Raw genomic sequence first — 18,882 nt, forward strand, 5'->3', positions numbered from 1 at the left:
TCAGGTGTTGAGTGTAAGTGCACAAGGGAGCTTGACTGTGAGACTGACGGGTCGAGCAGGGACGAAAGTCGGGACTAGTGATCCGGCACCGGCATGTGGAAGCGGTGTCGCTCAACGGATAAAAGGTACCCCGGGGATAACAGGCTGATCTTCCCCAAGAGTCCATATCGACGGGATGGTTTGGCACCTCGATGTCGGCTCGTCGCATCCTGGGGCTGGAGTAGGTCCCAAGGGTTGGGCTGTTCGCCCATTAAAGCGGCACGCGAGCTGGGTTTAGAACGTCGTGAGACAGTTCGGTCTCTATCCGCCGCGCGCGTTAGAAACTTGAGGAAGGCTGTCCCTAGTACGAGAGGACCGGGACGGACGAACCTCTGGTGTGCCAGTTGTTCCGCCAGGGGCATGGCTGGTTTGCTACGTTCGGAAGGGATAACCGCTGAAAGCATCTAAGCGGGAAGCCTGTTCCTAGATGAGGTTTCTCACCCCTTGAAGGGGGTAAGGCTCCCAATAGACGATTGGGTTGATAGGCCGGAACTGGAAGCGCGGTAACGTGTGGAGGTGACCGGTACTAATAGGCCGAGGGCTTACCAACGAAGGTGTTACGCGTCCACTGTGTAGTGTCTGAAACAACACACGAACCCCATGGTTCGAGGGGTTTCGGTGTGGCTGGAGAGGGTTGATTCCCTTTCTGCGCCTCACCGGAGTCTGTCGAGTGTGTGGGGGTGTGGATAGTTTCATAGAGTTACGGCGGTTATAGCGGTGGGGAAACGCCCGGTCCCATTCCGAACCCGGAAGCTAAGCCTGCCAGCGCCGATGGTACTGCACTCGCCAGGGTGTGGGAGAGTAGGACACCGCCGGAACATACATTCAGTGAAGGGGACCCGTGATTACGGGTCCCCTTCACTCGTTCCACGACCGGAAACAATGGCCTCCAACAGAATTGTTGGGGGCCTTTTTGCGTCCACGGTGCACACATGTCGACGGCTACAGAATGCGTCGACGTCCCGAGTGCGGTCCGGTCCCTGCGGGATCCGGCGACCGGTGATCGGTGATCGGTTGCAGAATCGGGGGATGACATTGCGTACCGCATTGACCGAGCAGCTCGGCGTTCGATACCCCATAGTGTCGGCACCTATGGGTGGCGAGGCCGGCGGCGCGTTGGCTGCGGCGGTCTCCGAAGGCGGCGGGTTCGGCATGATCGGCGCCGGCCGTGGTGATCGTGAATGGCTGCGCCGGGAGGCCGGGATCGCTCGGAATGCCACCGGGAAGCCTTGGGGTATCGGTTATCTCACCTGGGCGATCACAGAGGCCGTGATCGCCGACGCACTGTCCCACGAGCCTGCGGCGGTGATGCTGTCGTTCGGCGACCCGACACCGTTCGCCCGGCTCGTGCAGGATGCGGGTGTGCCACTGATCCTGCAGGTGACCGATCGGGCGGAGGCCCGGCGTGCCGTCGATCTCGGTGCCGACGTGATCGTGGCCCAGGGCGGCGACGCGGGTGGGCACAGCGGCGAGAACGCCATCGGCACCATGTCTTTCGTCCCGGCGGTGGTGGATCTGGCCGGGACGATTCCGGTGCTCGCGGCCGGCGGGATCGGTGACGGTCGTGGACTGGCGGCCGCGCTGGCGCTCGGTGCGGCGGGGGCACTCATCGGCACCCGTTTCCAGGCCAGCCCGGAAGCTCTGGTGTCCGAGGAGATCGGTAAGGCGATCGTGGCGGCGGACGGTGAGGACACCGAGATCAATCGCACGCTCGATATCGCCCGCGATGCCCCGTGGCCCGCGAACTATCCGGCTCGTACCCTCGGCAATCCGTTCCTGGACCGCTGGCGGGACCGCGACGACGAACTGCGCGCCACTCCCGAAGCGTTGCACGAGTATCGAGCGGCGGCCGCACGCGGTGACATATCGGTGATCCCGGTCTGGGCCGGGCAAGCGGTCGGCCTCGTCACCGATATCCAGCCTGCCGCGGATATCGTCGCCGCCATCGTGGCCGAAGCGGAACGCGCACTGGCCCGTATCGACCGCTGAATGCGGGACGCACCGGCTGGATGCGGAAGGCACAGAACGATCGACCGCCGAATTCGGACGCGACGCGCGCACGTCCGCCCGGCCCTGATCACACCCGGTGGCAGGTTCGACGGTATGGTGTCCCTGGGCCGTGACTGGCGCCTGTGGATGGAATCGACCATCAGGAAGCGGCCCCGAATGCTTGCCGCGCGCCTGGGCCTCTGACGAACAGGAGGCTCGAAGGTGTCCGAATCCGAGGCGTTCCGATCCGGTCTGGATGTCGTCCGCGCGGTCGAACCGCGTATCGCGGCGGCGATCGCACAGGAACTCGACGATCAGCGTGAATCGCTGAAGCTGATCGCCAGCGAGAACTACGCCTCGCCGGCGGTCCTGCTGGCGATGGGGAACTGGCTGTCCGACAAGTACGCCGAAGGAACGATCGGACGGCGGTTCTATGCGGGCTGCCGCAACGTCGACACGGTCGAGTCGATCGCGGCGGAGCATGCCCGTGCGCTGTTCGGCGCGGAACATGCCTACGTGCAACCACATTCGGGTATCGATGCGAATCTGGTGGCATTCTGGGCGGTGCTGGCGCAGCGCGTGGAGGTGCCGGCCCTCGAGCGGGCCGCGGTGCGGCAGGTCAACGATCTCACCGAGGCGGACTGGGCGGCGTTGCGACGGGAGCTCGGTGATCAGCGCATGCTCGGCATGTCGCTGGACGCCGGCGGGCATCTCACACACGGGTTCCGGCCCAACATCTCCGGCAAGATGTTCGACCAGCGCAGTTACGGGACCGATCCCGAGACCGGCCTGCTCGATTACGCGGCGGTCCGGGAGGCCGCGCGGGAATTCCGGCCGTTGATTCTGGTGGCCGGTTACTCCGCCTATCCGCGACGGGTCGACTTCGCGATCATGCGCGAGATCGCCGACGAGGTGGGTGCCACGCTGATGGTGGACATGGCCCACTTCGCGGGGCTGGTGGCCGGAAAAGTGTTCTCCGGCAACGAGGATCCGGTGCCGCACGCGCATATCGTCACCAGCACCACGCACAAGTCCCTGCGCGGTCCGCGCGGTGGGCTCGTGCTGTGCGATTCCGGTCTGGTGGATCAGGTGGACCGGGGCTGCCCGATGGTGCTCGGCGGACCGCTGCCGCATGTGATGGCGGCGAAGGCGGTCGCGCTGGCCGAGGCCCGCGCACCGGAATTCGCGGATTACGCGCAGCGCGTGGTCGACAACGCCAGAGCGCTCGCCGACGGGCTGCTGCGTCGCGGCGCTCGCCTGGTCACCGGCGGCACCGACAACCATCTGGTCCTGATCGACGTCTCCGGGTACGGGCTGACCGGTCGCCAGGCCGAGTCCGCGCTGCTGGATGCGGGCATCGTCACCAATCGCAATGCGATTCCCCGGGATCCGAACGGCGCCTGGTACACCACCGGTATCCGCGTCGGCACTCCGGCGCTGACCACCCGGGGTGTCGACGCGGCGGGTATGGACGAGATCGCCGATCTCCTCGACATCGTGCTGCGTGCCACGACGCCGACCGGTAAGGCGCGCTACGCACTTGCCGACGGTGTCGCCGAGCGCGTGCGTGCCCGCTCGGCCGAACTGCTCGCCCGCCATCCGCTGTATCCGGGTCTCGAGCTGCGATGACCACCGGGACCTGCCGCGTCACGGCCTGCCACGTTATGGGAATCACAAGGTCACCGAAAAGGTTGTGTCCCTAGTCTTTCGGGCATGAGGAAGATTCTGCCGGCCGCGATGTCGCTGGCTGTGCTGTGGGGGGCGTCGACGGGAACGGCGCATGCGTCGTTCTCGTCCTCGACTTCCGGAAGCTGTTCCGAGACCCTGGACGACTGGGGCTACTTCTACGCCTATACCTACCAGTACGCCTATGTCGACGGCGGCGTGATCGAAAGCGAAAGCCACAGCTTCAGTTTCAGCGGATTCCTGGACGGCGGGGAGACAGCGACGCTGTTGCGGAGCGCGGACAACAAGTGGGCGATCTACCGCGCCGGCGTGCTGGAATTGGCGGTGCCCTACATCTCCGGCGCCGGCCTGTACATGAGGGATGTCGGCGGGCCGGTCGCTGGCGAGTGGATTCAGTTGTGTGACTACTGAATTCGAGCAAGCGCGGCGGCGAGCGCGATCTCGGCCGCCTCGGCCGCGGTGGTCGCCGTGCGTGTGGGGCCGACGGGAGCGCCGGCGGCGTCCACGATCGACCAGCCGCCCAGCGACACCACCGGGAGGTCACGATGCCGGGCGAACGCGAATTCCGTCAAGGTGCCCCAGGATCCGCCGATCACGATGACCGCGTCCGCCGACGCCACCAGGATCGCGTTGCGGGCCTCGCCCATATTCGTGTACACCACGGCGGACAGACCCGGGCACACCGCCGTCCGATCCGTATCCGGCCGGATGCCGACCACGAAACCGCCTGCGCCGGAAGCGCCTTCGGCAACCGCCGCCATCACACCGGTGCCACCGCCGCAGAGCACCACCGCACCCGCCAAGGCCAGGAGGCGACCGGCCTCCCGAGCCGTGCCGGCTTCCGGCTCGGTGCAGTCGCGTGGGCCGCAGACCGCGATCTGTGGCGCCGGCCGGGACGGTCCGGCGGATGCGGCTGCTCCGGTGGGCACGGCGGTCATCCTAACCCCGCCGATCTCTGCGGCCACGGCTGAGCGCGGGCATCCCGGACCAACCGGTCCGATATAGCTGGTTATCCTGATCGTCGAACAAGGCAGGCCGAGATCGCACACCACCGGTGTGCACGGCGGCGAGATCGTCCTGCGCGGTACCCGCGTCCGAATTGATCGAAAATCCGGCTGTTCGCGACGCCTGTCTGACAAGGCGGTGCAATGACCTCCGCACGGATTCCCGAGCGTCTGGGCCTGTTCACCCGGCTCGTTCGTTCCTCGGCCGACGAGGACGCGGCGACGGTCTTCCGGCACGCGCTGGAGCAGATCGCGGCGGCCGAGCGGCTCGGCTTCGAGACCGCGTGGGTGGCGCAACATCATCTGGAGCCGGACGAGGGCGGGCTGCCGTCGCCGCTGGTATTCCTCGCACACGTCGCGGCCAGGTTCCCGGGGCTGCGGCTGGGCACGGCGATCGTCACGCTGGCGCTGGAGGATCCGATCCGGGTGGCGGAGGACGCGTCCGTGCTGGACACGCTGGCTTCGGGCCGGCTCGAGCTCGGTTTCGGCGCCGGTGGCTCGGGGCATGCGTTCGACCTGTTCGGAGTGCCCGGTGCCGAGCGGCAGCGCGTGTACGCGGACAAGCTGGACCGGGTGCGGGCCGCGTTGTCGGGTGCGCCGCTGCTGGGTGCGCGGCGGCTGAATCCGCCCGGTGGCACCCTGCCGCAGCGGCTCTGGCAGGCGACGTTCTCGGTATCCGGCGCGGAGCGGGCCGGTGCCGCCGGGGACGGGCTGCTGTTGTCGAAGGCGCAGCCGCGCGCGGCCGCCGCACCCGATGCCACACTGTCGCAGCTCCAGGAGCCGATGGTGGACGCGTATCTCGCGGCCCTGCCCGCCGGCGCGGTCCCGCGGATCGGGGCGTCACGCGGGGTGTTCGTGGCCGACGATCGCGAGACGGCACAAACGCTGGCCGAGCGCGGCGCCACCCGCCACCTCGCCTGGCAGCGCCGCAACGGCGGCGGCCCCGAGCGGGCCGACACCGTGGCCGAGGTGCTGCGCGACTGCTACGTGGGGACGCCGGACGATGTCGCGGAGCAGGTGGCCGCCGATACCGTACTGGGCCGCGCCACCGAGTTGATGATCCAGGTGCATCCGGTCGATCCGGGTCACGAGGCCACCCTGCGCTCTGTCGAGCTGTTCGCGACCGAGGTCGTGCCGCGGCTCGGCCGCCCGATGCCGGGCACGGTGACGACCGGAACGCTGTGACGACCGGAACGCCGGCATCGTCCACGACGGGAGTGCCGCGCACCGGACGACAGGAGTGTGAAGGCCGCGTCGGGAACAACCTCCCGGCGGCTGTTCCGGCGCGGGTAGTCTCGGGGGATGTCGGGTGTGGCGGGCGTCCTGTACGACATCGACGGGGTGCTGGTGACCTCCTGGCGGGAGATTCCGGGGGCAGCCGCTACGCTGCGCCGGATCCGGGCCGCCGGGCTGCGGCGGGCCTTTCTCACCAACACCACGTCGGTCACCTGTGCACAGATCGCGGCGCGGCTGCGGGGTGTGGGAATCGAGGTCGAGGACGGGGAGATCGTCACCGCGGCCCGGTTGACCGCCACATATCTGCGGCAGGAGTATCCGGGTGCGCGGGTGTGGGTGCTCAATCACGGTGATGTCGACGCCGATCTGGCCGGAGTGCCGCGCGACGACGAGCGGCCCGAAGTGGTGGTGCTCGGTGGCGCCGGCGCCGAATTCACGCATCGGGCGCTGAGCCGCGTGGTGGAACTGATGCTCGACGGTGTTCCGGTGGTCGCCATGCAGGGCGGGAGCACCTGGGCCACCGCCGACGGGCTGCGGATCGATACCGGCGTCTATCTGCCCGGTCTGGAGGCGGCGGGGCGCGCGCGAATCACGGTGGTGGGCAAGCCGTCCGGTACCGGATTCCACATCTGTGCGGAGTTGATCGGCAGTGGCCCTGCGGACATCGTCATGGTGGGCGACGATCTGTACTCGGATGTCCTTGCGGCACAACGGATCGGGATGATCGGAGTATTGGTGCGAACCGGTAAGTTCCATGCGGCCGCACTGGCCGGGGCGGAGCGGGCGCCGGACTATGTCGTGGACTCGATCGCGGATCTGCCGGACGTACTCGCGGGCATACCCGATGCGTTGGAGTAAAGCCGAATCGCGGAAATTAGTCTATGAATTTCCTCTCAATCATTCTTCTGGTCAAGTGATGAACTCGGCGCCGACGGGGTACGCGGTGATCGGTCGATCGCTTGTGCAATGTCGCGCGAATAAAAACTATGAGAATTATTAAAAAACGCCTTCCCTTGTCGAAGGCGCACAAGTAAGGTGTGCGTGGCAAACAGTTGGTGATCATCTGATTCTGATGGTCCGGAGAGAGAAGTACGTAATGGACGCGATCATCAGCCTGCTCAACTTCGCTGCGAACTTGGTGACGGCACTGGGCACCGGCTCATCCGCGATAGGTTAAGTCATACAGCCAACTTTCGGCTAATTTGGAAGTCTCCTGAAGCTGGAAAGGAAGACCCCGATCCGTGACAACCGGATCGGGGCTTTCGGTATTGTCTGGCGCAATGTCACAGGAAACGAACACGGGCAGGATGTACGCCGGACAGCCCGTAGAAGACCGGCAGCGGCAGCGACGTGCGCGTTTTCTGGAGTCCGGTCTCACGGTGTTCGCGCGCGACGGCTACGCGAACAGCTCGGTGGGGGCGATCTGCAAAGATGCCGGACTCTCCTCGCGTCAGTTCTACGAGGAGTTCACCGGCCGGGAATCGCTGCTGCTCGAGCTGTACGAACAGATCGACAGGGAGTCAAGGGAATCGGTGGCCGAGGCGCTGGCGGCCCATACCGACGCCGCCGCGGTGGAGACCATCGATGCGGCGGTGCGGGCCTACATCGAGTCGATCGGACGGGATCCGCGCAAGGCGCGGGTGGCGCTGGTCGAGGTGGTCGGCGCGGGGCCCAAGGTGGAGAAGTTCCGGCTCGAATTGCGCCGTGCCTGGGGATCTTTGCTGGCCGGCGCGGCCGAGGACGCGGCGTTGCACGGTGAGATCCCTTCCGGCGACTACGAGATGCGCTCGCTCGCGATCATCGGCGCGGTCAACTACGTCGTGGATGCCTGGAGCGGTTCGGATCCCAGGCCGCCGCTGACGGATGTGACCCAGGTGCTGCGGCGGGTGATCATCGGCGCGGTCAGTGCCTGAGCGCGCGCGGCAACCGTTGCCGGCGGACGCGATTCGCTAGCATCGGCAGGGTGGAATCGGCGGGGACGGCGGCGGGCGCACCGAATTTCGTTCTGTGCGGTGGCAATCCGCTCGTTCATCAGCTGGCTGTGCGGTTGCTGGAACGGTACGGCGAGGCCACCGTGACCGCCGTACTGCCCGCCTCGGACCCCGAATGGGTGCCGTTGTTGCGGGCACTGGACCGGGTGCGTGTCATATTCGCCGCACGGCCGGACGAGGCCACGTTGCGGGCCGCCGGGGTGGCCGAGGCGCACGCGCTGGCGTTGCTGGACAACGGCGATGTCGAGAATTTCCACGCCGCGCTACGGGCCTCCGAGATGAATCCGCGCATTCGGCTGGTCATCCGAATGTTCAACACCGGCCTCGGATTTCGAATCCGTACTTTGTTCGCCGACTGCGTGGTGCTGTCCATCTCGGAAATGGCGGCGCCGTCGCTCATCGCGGCCGCGCTCGGCGAGCGCGCGGTGACCTATCTGCGGCTCGGTGAACGCACGCTCTATGTCACCGAATCTGAAACAGAATCTGTTCATCCGGTGATCTGTGGCATCCGGGAAAGTCCGGACGGTGTCGAACTGGTGGCACCCGGCGAACCCGCCGACCGCGCACTGGCACTGGCGACGCGGGTGCCGTATTCGCCACGGCGGCGGCATCGCTGGCTCGGAGTGTTCCGTTATCTGGTGCGCAACACTCTGATTCGGCTGATGCTGGTGCTGCTGTGCCTGGTCGCGCTCGGCTGCTGCCTGCTGGTCGCGACCGGAACCGGTTGGGGCGCGGCAGCATACGAGACGTTGCTGGACGCGGCGGGCGCCGCCGGTTCGGAACCGGAGAAGCGGCCGATGTTCAAGGTGCTCCAGCTGGCGATCACCTTCGTCGGCCTGGCGATGACACCGGTGGTGACGGCCCTGGTCGTGGGCGGGGTGCTGCGCGCGCAGTTGACCGCGTCGGCCCGCCCGGACCCGTCCCGATACGAGAACCACGTGGTGGTGGCCGGATTGGGCAATGTCGGTATGCGCATCGTCGAGCAGCTCAGCGATCTGGGTGTCCGGGTGGTGGCCCTGGACCACAAGGAGGATGCGCGCGGCACCGCTCTCGCGCGCTCGCTCGGTGTGCCCGTGGTGTTCGGCCAGGCCACGTGGGAGGACTCGCTGCACGCCGCCGGGGTGGCCCGGGCCCGTGCTCTGGTGCTGGCCACCAACAGTGACGCGGTGAATCTGGAGGCCGCGATGCTGGGCCAGTCCTACCGTGACGACCTGCGCGTGGTGCTGCGGCTGTCCGACGACGACCTCGCCGAGCGGGTCCAGCGCAGTCTGCAGAAGGCCGTGGCGCGCAGCGTGTTCCAGCTGGCCGCACCCGGATTCGCCGCCGCGCTGGTGGAGAGCCGGGTGATCGCCACGCTGTCGATCGACCGCACCACCCTGCTGGTCGCCGAACTCCCGGTGGAATCCGGCTCCGCCCTCGCGGGGCGTCCCATGCACGCCGCAACCCTGCCCGGCCGCACTCGCGTCCTGGCGGTCCAGCGCGCGGTCGGTGTGGAACCGAGCTGGCAACCACCCCCCGACACCGTCCTCACCCCCGGCAACCACCTCATCGCGATCGCCACCCGCGCCGGTCTGGACGAGCTCCAGATCCTCTGCGCCGCAGGCACTCCCGCCGCATCAGCGGATCCGGTCGCCGAGTCGCCGCCGGTCCTGCCCCCGTCCGGGCCGGTCGCGCCGACTGTCGCGGCGGTTCGGGCATCGGTCGATTCGGCCGCCGTGACGGAGTCGCTCATCCTGTCCCAGACCGCGCCGGTCGCGCCGGTCGACGCGGCTGTCGTGACGGAGTCGCCGCTCACCCTGCCCCTGTCCGGGTCGGTCGCGCCGGCCGCCGTGGTGGCAGCGGAGCCGCCCGACTCGCCGGATACTGCTGTAGCGCAGCCGATTCGGGAGCCGTCGGCATCGGCGAGTGCGGACGAACGAACCGATCCCGTGGCGTAGGCCCATATCGGTGGCGGTGCCCGGCCGTATCGCCGGGTGCTCGGTGGGACTCGTGTTCGGCGGTCTGCGGCCGTGTCGTGGGGCAGGCTGATACCGCTGGTCCCGGTAGCGTGGCGGCGCATGGAGACTGTCCCAATCCAGTTGGCGGACGGGAGTACCGTTCCGGTGCGGATGGTGCCCGCGCGTGGGCCGCATCGGCACCCGATCACGCCGGATGCGCCGCGGGCGGTGGTCGTGATCATGCCCGGGTTGGGGGTGCCGGGGATGTACTACGGCGATTTCGCGCGGGAGCTGGCCGGGCGCGGATTCGATGTGGCGATCGGGGAGTTGCGGGGCAACGGGGACAGCCGGCCTGCCGTCGGGCCCACGAGCACCTATGGGTATCACGAGTTGGTGTCCGTGGATTTCCCGGCGATGTTCCAGGCGATCCGGGACCGGTTTCCGGCGAGTACGCCGATCCTGTTGGGGCACAGTATCGGTGGTCAGTTGGGAGTGATGTACGCGGCGCGGATCCGCGGGCGGCTCGGGGGGCTGATCCTCGTCGCGTCCGGGACGCCGCATCATCGCGGCTATCGCGGTCTGGCGGGGCCGGGCATGGTGTTCGGGCCGACCGCGGTGTCGCTGGCGGCCAACCTCTTCGGTTACTGGCCCGGCGACCGGATCACCGCCGGTGGGTTCGGCCGGCAGTCGAAGGTGCTGATCGCCGACTGGGCCCGGCTGGCCCGCACCGGCCGATTCGTCCCCGTCGACGCGGATATCGACTACGAGGAACGGATCGGCCGGCTGACCCTGCCGGTGTTGTCGATCACGGTGCGCGGCGACGAACTCGCCCCGCGCGGTTCCGCCGACCAGCTGCTGGCGAAACTGCCCCGGGCCCGGATCACGAAGTGGCACAACCCGGATCGGCTGGGCCACAACGGGTGGATCACCGATCCGGGGTCGACCGTGACGCGCGTCGAGGGCTGGCTGCGCAATATGTAGACCCCGAGCGGATCAGCGAGCGGGGTCGTCGAGCAGCATCTGGCTGAAGAACTCGTAGATCAGCGCCGCCTGGAACGCCATCTGCTTGTTGTCGGCCGCGCCGCCGTGGCCGCCCTCGATGTTCTCGTGGTACCAGATGGTGTGACCTTCCGCCTCGAGCAGCGCGGCCATCTTGCGGGCGTGACCCGGATGGACGCGATCGTCGCGGGTGGAGGTGGTGAACAGGATCGGCGGGTAGGCCCGGTCCGGATCGGTGTTCTGGTACGGGGAGTACTCGCTGATGAAGGCCCACTCCTCCGGCTTGTCCGGGTCGCCGTATTCGGCGATCCACGAGGCGCCCGCCAGCAGCAGGTGATAGCGCTTCATGTCCAGCAGCGGGACCTGGCAGACGATGGCGCCGAACAGTTCCGGATACCGGGTCAGCATGACGCCCATCAGCAGGCCACCGTTGCTGCCGCCCACCGCACCCAGTTGCGCGGCCGTCGTGATGCCCCGGGCGACAAGGTCTTTCGCGATCGAGGAGAAATCCTCGTACACGCGGTGCCGTTCGGCCTTCTGCGCCTGGGTGTGCCACTGCGGACCGTATTCGCCGCCGCCGCGGATGTTGGTCATCACCCAGGTGCCGCCGCGCTCCAGCCAGCCCATGCCGGAGGCGCCGCTGTAGGCCGGGGTGCGCGACACCTCGAAGCCGCCGTAGCCGGACATCACCGTCGGGCCCGGGGTGCCGATGTGGTCGCGGTGCCGGATCACGAAATACGGCACCCGGGTGCCGTCGTCGGAGGTGGCGAAGAACTGCTCGGTGACGATGCCCTCGGCGTCGAAGAAGCTCGGCTCCTGCTTCAGCGGGGTGGTGTCGCCGCCGACCGAACTGGCCAGCAGGGTGCCGGGGGTGGTGAAACCGCTGGAGATGAGCATGAATTCGTCGCCGCCCTCGAGCGGGTCGAGGTTCATCACACTGGTGGTGGCCATCGGCGGGGCGTCGGCGAGCGGCGACCGCTGCCAGTCGCCGGGGGTCACCACGTACAGCCTGGTCTGCACGTCCTCCAGGGTGATGAGCACCAGATAGTTCTCGGTCCAGCCGTAGCCGTGCAGCGACGTGTGCTCGTCGGGGGTGAACACCACGTCGAAATCCCGTGCGCCCGAAAGGAATCGGTCGAGGTTGATGGCGAGCAGGGCGCCCGCCGGATAGGTGACGGGGGTGCCTCCGTCGGTCTCCGGGGTCCAGGAGGTCTTGAGCCGCACCAACATCCAGTCCTTGTACCAGGATTCGGAGGCGTCGCTCGGCACGTCCATGAACCGGAGGTTGCCGTCGTCCTCGAGCAGATACACGGATTCGTTGAAGAAGTCGGTGGCGCGGGCGACGTAGTGGCGCTCGTAGCCGGGAGTGCGGTCGTACCCGGCGGAGACCATCACATCGCCGGTCTCGCCCTCGAACACGGTCTCGGCCTGCTCCAGTGGGGTGCCGCGCCGCCAGCGTTTGACGATGCGCGGATAGCCGGAGTCGGTGAGCGAACCGGGGCCGAAATCGGTTCCGACATAGACGTTGTCGGCGTCGATCCAGCGCAGCTGCGATTTCGCCTCGGGCAGGAAGAAGCCGTCGGCCGTCTCGTTCTCCGGGCTCGGCGGCTCGCGGAACTGCTTGGTGGTCATGTCGAATTCGCGGATCACCTTCGCGTCGGCGCCGCCGCGAGACAGGCTGATCAGCGCGAGTGACTGCTCGGGACGCAGCACGGCCGCGCCGCCCCACACCCAGTTCTCGTCCTCGGCGGCGGCCAGCGTGTCGAGATCGACGAGCACCTCCCACGCGGGATCGTCGGTGGCGTACTCCTCGAACGTGGTACGCCGCCACAGCCCTTTGGGGTGTTCGGCATCACGCCAGAAGTTGTACAGCCAACTGCCGCGGCGGGTCGGATAGGCGATGCGGGTGTCGGTATCGAGCATGTCGAGGATGCGGTGCTCCAACCCGGAGAACCGATCCGAGGTGGCGAAGTGCTCGACCACCACCTCGTTGTGGGCACGGGCCCAGTCCAGAGCGCGGTCCCCCGTCACCTCCTCGAGCCAGAGATACGGATCGGTCTGTTGCGCGTCGACGCCGGTCATGCCTGCCATTGTGGCCGACCGGGGCGACGCCGGTGACATGTCGGCCGTTCGGGTCGCGCTACCGCGCGGTAGGGGAGGTTGGCTGTATGCCCGATCTGCGCCGGGGTTAGGCTCGAAGCCGTGACTTCCCACTACGATGTCGTCGTTCTCGGCGCTGGTCCCGGCGGTTACGTCGCCGCGATCCGCGCAGCTCAGCTCGGCCTGCGAACAGCGATCGTCGAGCAGAAATACTGGGGCGGCGTGTGCCTGAACGTCGGGTGCATTCCGTCCAAGGCCCTGCTCCGCAACGCGGAACTGGCACATATCTTCACCAAGGAAGCGAAGACGTTCGGCATCTCCGGGGAGGCGAGCTTCGATTTCGGCGCCGCGTTCGACCGCAGCCGCAAGGTCGCCGACGGCCGCGTCAAGGGCGTCCACTTCCTGATGAAGAAGAACAAGATCGACGAGCTCGACGGGAAGGGCACCTTCGTCGATCCGCACACCATCTCCGTCGCCCTGAGCAACGGCGGCACCGAGACGGTCACCTTCGACAATGTGATCATCTCCACCGGCACCATCACCAAGCTGCTGCCCGGTACCTCGCTGTCGCAGAACGTGGTCACCTACGAGGAGCAGATCCTCACCCGGGAACTGCCGGGCTCGATCCTCATCGTGGGCGCCGGCGCGATCGGCATGGAGTTCGCCTACGTCCTGAAGAACTACGGCGTGGACGTGCGGATCGTCGAGTTCCTCGACCGCGCGCTGCCGAACGAGGACGCCGACGTCTCCAAGGAGATCACCAAGGCATACAAGAAGCTGGGCATCACCATCAGCACCGGCGCCGCGGTGCAGTCGATCGAGGACAACGGGACCAAGGTCACGGTTGCCATCAAGGACAACAAGTCCGGCAACATCGAGACGGTCACCGTCGACAAGGTGTTGCAGGCGGTCGGTTTCGCGCCGCGGGTGGAGGGCTACGGCCTGGAGGCCACCGGCGTGCAGCTCACCGAGCGCGGCGCCATCGCGATCGACGAGTACATGCGCACCAACGTGCCGCACATCTTCGCCATCGGCGATGTCACCGCGAAGCTGCAGCTGGCGCACGTCGCCGAGGCGCAGGGCGTGGTGGCCGCGGAGAGTATCGCGGGCGCCGAGACGCTGCCGCTGGGCGACTACCGGATGATGCCGCGCGCCACCTTCTGCCAGCCGCAGGTCGCGAGCTTCGGCCTCACCGAGGAGCAGGCCCGCAACGAGGGCTACGACGTGAAGGTCGCCAACTTCCCGTTCACCGCCAACGGCAAGGCGCACGGCCTCGGCGACGCCACCGGTTTCGTGAAGCTGATCTCCGACGCCAAGTACGGCGAGCTGATCGGCGGCCACCTGATCGGCCCCGATGTCTCGGAGCTGCTGCCCGAACTGACCCTGGCGCAGAAGTGGGACCTCACGGTCAACGAGCTGGCCCGCAACGTGCACACCCACCCGACGCTGAGTGAGGCGTTGCAGGAGGCCATCCACGGCCTGGCCGGGCACATGATCAACTTCTGAGTGCAGGATCACCGAGGCGCCCCGGGACGGTTCGTCCCGGGGCGTTGCCGTGTCCGGTGTTCCGGCGAATTCGGTTGATACGCGGCAGTTTCCGGTCGTCGAGAGCATCTGCGAGTGTCCGGCGGTGCTGGGAACGGGTGTGCCGTGCCGGAGTCGGCGAAGGCCCGGTGTGTCCGCCCGCTCAGGCGGGGTCGACCGTCGCTTCGATGCGCAGGATCCGATCCTCGGCGATGGTGAGGACCAGCACGGCGAACAGGCGGCGGTCGCGGTAGGCCAGCACGGCGGGCCGGTCGCTGTGTGGATGGGTCACCATGGTGACACCGGGACCGTAGAAGGGCAGCAGGGTCGTCGCCACCTCGTGCGGACCCCGGCTGACCACGGGTGCCAGGCCGATATCGGCCGCGAACGAGGCCCGGCCCCACGCCTCGGGATGCAGGACCGCGACCAGCGCGTCCAGATCGCCGCCGGTGCAGGCGGCGATGAAACGTTCGGTGACGTCCCGATGCTGTTCTGCGGCAACGGCTTTCGATATCCGATCGGCATCCGAGAGCTTGCCGCGGGCCCGCCGGGCCAACTGCCGGCAGGTGCCGGTGGGGCGGCCGAGCGTATCGGCGATCAGCTCGAACGGCTGCCCGAACACGTCGTGCAGGATGAAGGCCACCCGCTCGGCGGGTGCGAGCCGCTGCAACAGCACCAGCAGCGCGAGCTGGACCTCGTCGTCGAGGGTGACCCGATCCGCCGGATCCGGGCTCGGTGTCGGCAGCACCGGATCGGCGTTCGTGAGATCGGCCGGGTCCGAGGGTTTCTCGTGCCGATGCCAGGCGCTGCGCAGCTGGTCCAGGCACAATCGGCCGGTCACCACGGTCAGCCAGGCCCGCTCGTCCTCGACGTCGCGTGCCAGCGACAGCCGGGTGAACGCCTCCTGCACCGCGTCCTCGGCCGCCCCGATATCGCCGAGGATGCGGAAGGCCAGGTCCACCAGATGAATGCGGTGGGCCCGCCAGGCGTCGGTGAATTCCCGAGACATCTCCATATGGTTCCGGACGAGACGGCCGGGCGAAAAGTTACCGGTGTCGCGGCGAGTCGGAGAGTTGCTCTCCTGACGGGCCGGGGAAGGCGTGATTCCGGGGGCCCGGTGGCGGTCGTGACCCGGCGGGCCGCACATCCGCGGCCGCCGACGGTAACTTTCGGAGCGGTCGCTCTCGTCCTGAGTACATGACCCACTTCACCCGCAGAACACGCACTCGCTCACTGTCGCTGCTCGCACTGCTCACCGCGGCGCTGACCCCCTGCGCGGCGCCGGCGTCCGCCGACCCCGCCGCCCCGTTTCTGGGAGTCTGGAACTACGACCAGCCCGATCGGTCCACCATGACGAATATCGCCACCCTGGACCTCGGCGGTTTCCCCGCGACCTTCCCGCAGATCGGGACCGTGGTGTTCAGCCACGGCGACAACGGCGAAATCCTCGGCCACACCGATCAGGGCTGCACCTGGCGGTTCCGGGTCGAGGGCACGGCACTCGAACTGGCCACCCCCGACCAGCACTGCTTCAACCACATCATCGACTCCGAGTACAACATCGACCGCTGGCGGGTCGACACCGACGGCGATCAGGAACGAGAAACGATGCACGCCAACAGTTATCAGGGTGGATCGACCTTCTCGTTCGAACTCGCCGCCGGCCGCCGCACCCGCGCCGCCGCCGGTCACCGCGCCGACACCGTGCGCGCGTTCACCGGCAGCTGGCGCTTCGACCCGGTCGACCCGGCCCGCCTGATCAATCTCGCTCAGGTCAGCGGCGCGTCGCCGGTCACGGTACCGACCCCGATCGGCGGGACGATCGACTTCCGCCCGGGCCCCGGCGACACGATGATCGCCCGGACCACCGACGGCTGCGACTGGACCTTCGAAACCCACGGCAACACCGCCGAACTCGCCCCGGAAACCCAATCCTGCGGCGGTAACACCCGCACCTTCTGGTCGGCCGCCGCCGACGGGCAACGGCAGACCACCATCATGGCCGGCGTGGCCCCCGACGGTTCCCGGTTCTCACTGACCACCGGTGAACTGACCCGGGTGTCGTGACGGAATGCGTAACCGGTATTGCTGGCGTGAACTGTGCCGAGCGAATTCCCGCTCGACCACACCCGCATCGATCAATTTGCGCAAACGTCGGAGGACCGTTTGGTAGTTCATGCCCAGTGCGGTTTCCAGTGATCGCGTCGTCGTGTGCCCGGCTCGGATGGCTTGGACGATCGCATCGAGTTCGCTGCCGGTCCCGGACACTGAATCCTGTTCTGCGCGACGAACGATCGGAGCGGTCTCGGTCGGCACGGTGAGTTGATAATTCGCGTATCGGCGACCGCCGGTCGTCGCGGCCACGCCCCGGTCGACGAGGTCTCTCAGCGCCGATCTGGCGGTTGTGCGATCCACGCCCCAGGCTTGCATCATCGCGTTCGTGACGCGGCCGGTACTCCGCATCATCGCCAGGGCAAGATTCTGCTGATCGGTCAGGCCATCCAGACCCAGCGTCCCGATCCATTCGATCGTGCCGATATCGAGCAGCGCATGCTGCGGAACGGTGACCTGGACATGTCCCGGTGCCACATCGAATGCGGCCGGGCTCATTCCGGCCCTCCGCAGAGTTGCCATGACGGTGGGCAATCCCGAACCTCGGTTCTCGCTGACGGCCTGATCGCCAGAGGTATCGGCGGGAAGGTCCGACAGCAGTTTCGCCAGAGATGCGTTCCGCGAGGAGGAGGATTGTTCGCTGGTGCCCAAGAGTGGGCCGATCACATTGCCGTACAACCCACCCGGGCTCTTGACGACGAGACGATCACGGTACATCTCGATCTGGATCTGTGTCCCACGGGCTCCGGGGCTGTAGTCGCGGTGCATCAGTGCGTTGACGATCAACTCACGGATGACTTCCAGCGGATAGTCGTAGCGATCCTCCCGAAACAATCCGTTGACGACCGCTGCTCTGCGCATATTGCGTTGCAGTGCCGCCGAGGCGGTGGCCAGCATGACCGGAATCGGCCCGTCGAGGCTCACGTTGTCGAGGAAACGGGCGCCACCAGCGGACAACTCGCCCATCTCGGTGCCGGGAAGTACCACCAGGGAAACGAACAGCTGTGGAAAGAACTGCTGTGGATAGCTGCCCAGACACAGCAGCCCACCCAGGGTGGGCCGCATGATCCCGTCGACGTTCGTGAGCGCATTCAATCGAACCAGAGCTTCATCCGTCTCCAGATGTCCGAAAGCGCGCGGTTGCCGCTGCCTCGCCCGACGAACCACCCGTCGGACGAGATCGTCGTCCAGATCCGAGCGTGCGGCGTTCACGACGGGTTCGAGGTCGTACACCGGTTGCGTTCGGTTGGACAGTAGTTGTGTGACCTCGTAGTGGCCGAGTTTGCGATCGCCGTCGCCGCTGCGAATGAACGAACCTTGGTAATGACCGCGAGCCTTCACGAAACACGGTTTGTCCATCGGGTCGAGTTCGGGAATCTCGGCGGTGACGATCAAGGCGCCCTCGAACTCCTCGATGTCGATCCGTACCCGTAGCGGCGGATCCATGAGATCGGAGCAGGTGCCCGCCAGCGCGGTGCGTACCGCCTCGGCGTCGAATCCCGGTGCGGGCGTGAAATTGTCGTGCTCGGAGAGGCCGAGCACGACAGACCCACCGCCTCCGTTCGCAAATGCACTGAGGGTCTCTGCGATATTTTTCGGCAGACCACCGGCTGCGGACTTCACTTCGACCTCTGCCAGGTCGCTCCCCATCCTCCGCATCAGTGTGACCAGCGCGGCGGTATCCATTGCCCTCCCGGGTCGGTGCACTCCATCACTCTGTCAAGCGACTCTATCAAACTGTGTCAGAGTGATAGAGTCGCTTGACAGAGTGCGCCCGGCGCGCTGGTCAGTCGCGGTGGTAGGCAGCCTGGGCGGTGCGGATGGTGTCCATGTTGGATTCCAGGACGTGGATGAGGTCCCCGAGGCGTTGGGCCACTTCGGTGCCGAGGTCGGTGAGGGTGTATTCGACGTGCGGGGGGATGGCCTGCTGGACCTCGCGGTGGACCATGCCGTCGCGTTCGAGGGTTTGCAGGGTTTGGGAGAGCATGCGCTCGCTGACGCCGTCGACGCGGCGGCGCAGGGCGCTGAAGCGGTGGGGGCCGGCGAGGAGGGCGACGAGGGCGAGGACGCCCCAGCGGCTCGCGACGTTCTGCAGGACCGGACGGGAGGTGCAGTTCCGGGCGAAGACGTCGGGCTCCAACCCCGGGTCGGCGTAGTCCGCCGCGGTGTCGTGGCCATGGTCCATGCGAGTGATGCTACCTATTGCGTTGTTCTGCGGGAAGCTGTAGTACTTACTAATAGTTAGTGCCATATATTCTGTTTGTA

The 18,882-nt window shown here is 67.1% G+C and carries 15 protein-coding genes, 2 rRNA genes and 1 riboswitch; of the genes, 12 read left to right on the forward strand and 5 right to left on the reverse strand.

Annotated elements, in window-relative coordinates:
* The 5 genes from G361_RS0138270 to G361_RS0138295 all read left to right on the forward strand — a co-directional run.
* A 23S ribosomal RNA gene (locus G361_RS0138270) occupies nucleotides 1-589 on the forward strand; the annotation flags it as partial.
* A gap of 151 nt (nucleotides 590-740) precedes the next feature.
* Nucleotides 741-857 (forward strand): 5S ribosomal RNA (gene rrf / locus G361_RS0138275).
* 211 nt (nucleotides 858-1,068) lie between these two features.
* Nucleotides 1,069-2,028 (forward strand): nitronate monooxygenase family protein, encoded by a 960-nt coding sequence (locus G361_RS0138280; protein WP_026344020.1) that lies wholly within the window; start codon nucleotides 1,069-1,071, stop codon nucleotides 2,026-2,028.
* A 120-nt stretch (nucleotides 2,029-2,148) separates the two neighbouring features.
* A riboswitch (ZMP/ZTP riboswitch) is annotated at nucleotides 2,149-2,233 on the forward strand.
* 17 nt (nucleotides 2,234-2,250) lie between these two features.
* A complete protein-coding gene (locus G361_RS0138290) occupies nucleotides 2,251-3,657 on the forward strand; it encodes a glycine hydroxymethyltransferase (protein WP_019932443.1) in 1,407 nt (468 codons plus the stop codon).
* Nucleotides 3,658-3,741: 84 nt separating this feature from the next.
* The gene (locus tag G361_RS0138295) at nucleotides 3,742-4,125 is read left to right on the forward strand and encodes a hypothetical protein (RefSeq protein ID WP_019932444.1); all 384 of its coding nucleotides are present in this window, start codon (nucleotides 3,742-3,744) and stop codon (nucleotides 4,123-4,125) included.
* On the opposite strand, the gene G361_RS0138300 is transcribed toward G361_RS0138295, so the two are convergent.
* Nucleotides 4,119-4,652 (reverse strand): LOG family protein, encoded by a 534-nt coding sequence (locus G361_RS0138300; protein WP_019932445.1) that lies wholly within the window; start codon nucleotides 4,650-4,652, stop codon nucleotides 4,119-4,121. The two genes, G361_RS0138295 and G361_RS0138300, sit on opposite strands and share 7 nt — an antisense overlap.
* Before the next feature lie 210 nt (nucleotides 4,653-4,862).
* Here G361_RS0138300 and G361_RS0138305 point away from each other — a divergent pair, with 210 nt between their 5' ends.
* The 5 genes from G361_RS0138305 (at nucleotide 4,863) to G361_RS0138330 (ending at nucleotide 10,863) form a co-directional block, all read left to right on the forward strand.
* Nucleotides 4,863-5,903, forward strand: a complete 1,041-nt coding sequence (locus G361_RS0138305) for an LLM class flavin-dependent oxidoreductase (RefSeq protein ID WP_019932446.1) — start codon at nucleotides 4,863-4,865, stop codon at nucleotides 5,901-5,903.
* 117 nt (nucleotides 5,904-6,020) lie between these two features.
* The gene (locus G361_RS0138310) at nucleotides 6,021-6,812 is read left to right on the forward strand and encodes an HAD-IIA family hydrolase (protein ID WP_019932447.1); all 792 of its coding nucleotides are present in this window, start codon (nucleotides 6,021-6,023) and stop codon (nucleotides 6,810-6,812) included.
* Between the two features lie 422 nt (nucleotides 6,813-7,234).
* Complete coding sequence (locus G361_RS0138320; RefSeq protein WP_036496571.1) at nucleotides 7,235-7,867, forward strand: TetR/AcrR family transcriptional regulator; 633 nt, start codon at nucleotides 7,235-7,237, stop codon at nucleotides 7,865-7,867.
* A gap of 50 nt (nucleotides 7,868-7,917) precedes the next feature.
* The gene (locus G361_RS46165) at nucleotides 7,918-9,882 is read left to right on the forward strand and encodes an NAD-binding protein (RefSeq protein WP_019932449.1); all 1,965 of its coding nucleotides are present in this window, start codon (nucleotides 7,918-7,920) and stop codon (nucleotides 9,880-9,882) included.
* 120 nt (nucleotides 9,883-10,002) lie between these two features.
* Complete coding sequence (locus tag G361_RS0138330) at nucleotides 10,003-10,863, forward strand: alpha/beta fold hydrolase (RefSeq protein ID WP_026344022.1); 861 nt, start codon at nucleotides 10,003-10,005, stop codon at nucleotides 10,861-10,863.
* 12 nt (nucleotides 10,864-10,875) lie between these two features.
* Here the strand turns inward: G361_RS0138330 and G361_RS0138335 are convergent, their stop codons facing one another.
* Nucleotides 10,876-12,963: a prolyl oligopeptidase family protein gene (locus tag G361_RS0138335; RefSeq protein WP_019932451.1), complete on the reverse strand. Its 2,088-nt coding sequence runs from the start codon at nucleotides 12,961-12,963 to the stop codon at nucleotides 10,876-10,878.
* 120 nt (nucleotides 12,964-13,083) lie between these two features.
* Between G361_RS0138335 and lpdA the strand changes: the two genes are divergently transcribed.
* Nucleotides 13,084-14,487, forward strand: coding sequence for a dihydrolipoyl dehydrogenase (gene lpdA, locus G361_RS0138340; RefSeq protein ID WP_019932452.1), 1,404 nt, complete (start codon nucleotides 13,084-13,086; stop codon nucleotides 14,485-14,487).
* A 181-nt stretch (nucleotides 14,488-14,668) separates the two neighbouring features.
* Here lpdA and sigI read toward each other — a convergent pair whose 3' ends face one another.
* Nucleotides 14,669-15,520 (reverse strand): RNA polymerase sigma factor SigI, encoded by an 852-nt coding sequence (gene sigI, locus G361_RS0138345; RefSeq protein WP_019932453.1) that lies wholly within the window; start codon nucleotides 15,518-15,520, stop codon nucleotides 14,669-14,671.
* A gap of 182 nt (nucleotides 15,521-15,702) precedes the next feature.
* On the opposite strand from sigI, the gene G361_RS0138350 reads away from it, so the two are divergent.
* Complete coding sequence (locus G361_RS0138350; RefSeq protein ID WP_019932454.1) at nucleotides 15,703-16,572, forward strand: hypothetical protein; 870 nt, start codon at nucleotides 15,703-15,705, stop codon at nucleotides 16,570-16,572.
* Here G361_RS0138350 and G361_RS46170 read toward each other — a convergent pair.
* Both G361_RS46170 and G361_RS46175 read right to left on the reverse strand, forming a co-directional pair.
* Nucleotides 16,537-18,303 (reverse strand): ATP-binding protein, encoded by a 1,767-nt coding sequence (locus G361_RS46170; RefSeq protein WP_063711943.1) that lies wholly within the window; start codon nucleotides 18,301-18,303, stop codon nucleotides 16,537-16,539. The two genes, G361_RS0138350 and G361_RS46170, sit on opposite strands and share 36 nt — an antisense overlap.
* A gap of 100 nt (nucleotides 18,304-18,403) precedes the next feature.
* Nucleotides 18,404-18,802 carry a helix-turn-helix domain-containing protein gene (locus G361_RS46175; protein WP_019932456.1) on the reverse strand — a complete coding sequence of 133 codons (399 nt, stop codon included), beginning with the start codon at nucleotides 18,800-18,802 and terminating at the stop codon, nucleotides 18,404-18,406.
* Nucleotides 18,803-18,882: the final 80 nt, after the last annotated feature.

The sequence above is a fragment of the Nocardia sp. BMG111209 genome, from assembly GCF_000381925.1.
Lineage (GTDB): Bacteria > Actinomycetota > Actinomycetes > Mycobacteriales > Mycobacteriaceae > Nocardia.

Excerpts from the sequence above, each read along its gene's own strand:
- G361_RS0138295 (WP_019932444.1), top strand. The coding sequence starts at position 3,742 with ATGAGGAAGATTCTGCCGGCCGCGATGTCGCTGGCTGTGCTGTGGGGG.
- G361_RS0138305 (WP_019932446.1), top strand. The coding sequence starts at position 4,863 with ATGACCTCCGCACGGATTCCCGAGCGTCTGGGCCTGTTCACCCGGCTC.
- G361_RS46175 (WP_019932456.1), bottom strand. The coding sequence starts at position 18,802 with ATGGACCATGGCCACGACACCGCGGCGGACTACGCCGACCCGGGGTTG.
- G361_RS0138350 (WP_019932454.1), top strand. The coding sequence starts at position 15,703 with ATGACCCACTTCACCCGCAGAACACGCACTCGCTCACTGTCGCTGCTC.
- G361_RS0138335 (WP_019932451.1), bottom strand. The coding sequence starts at position 12,963 with ATGACCGGCGTCGACGCGCAACAGACCGATCCGTATCTCTGGCTCGAG.
- G361_RS0138310 (WP_019932447.1), top strand. The coding sequence starts at position 6,021 with ATGTCGGGTGTGGCGGGCGTCCTGTACGACATCGACGGGGTGCTGGTG.
- G361_RS0138320 (WP_036496571.1), top strand. The coding sequence starts at position 7,235 with ATGTCACAGGAAACGAACACGGGCAGGATGTACGCCGGACAGCCCGTA.
- G361_RS0138280 (WP_026344020.1), top strand. The coding sequence starts at position 1,069 with ATGACATTGCGTACCGCATTGACCGAGCAGCTCGGCGTTCGATACCCC.
- G361_RS0138330 (WP_026344022.1), top strand. The coding sequence starts at position 10,003 with ATGGAGACTGTCCCAATCCAGTTGGCGGACGGGAGTACCGTTCCGGTG.
- G361_RS46170 (WP_063711943.1), bottom strand. The coding sequence starts at position 18,303 with ATGGATACCGCCGCGCTGGTCACACTGATGCGGAGGATGGGGAGCGAC.
- sigI (WP_019932453.1), bottom strand. The coding sequence starts at position 15,520 with ATGGAGATGTCTCGGGAATTCACCGACGCCTGGCGGGCCCACCGCATT.
- G361_RS0138300 (WP_019932445.1), bottom strand. The coding sequence starts at position 4,652 with ATGACCGCCGTGCCCACCGGAGCAGCCGCATCCGCCGGACCGTCCCGG.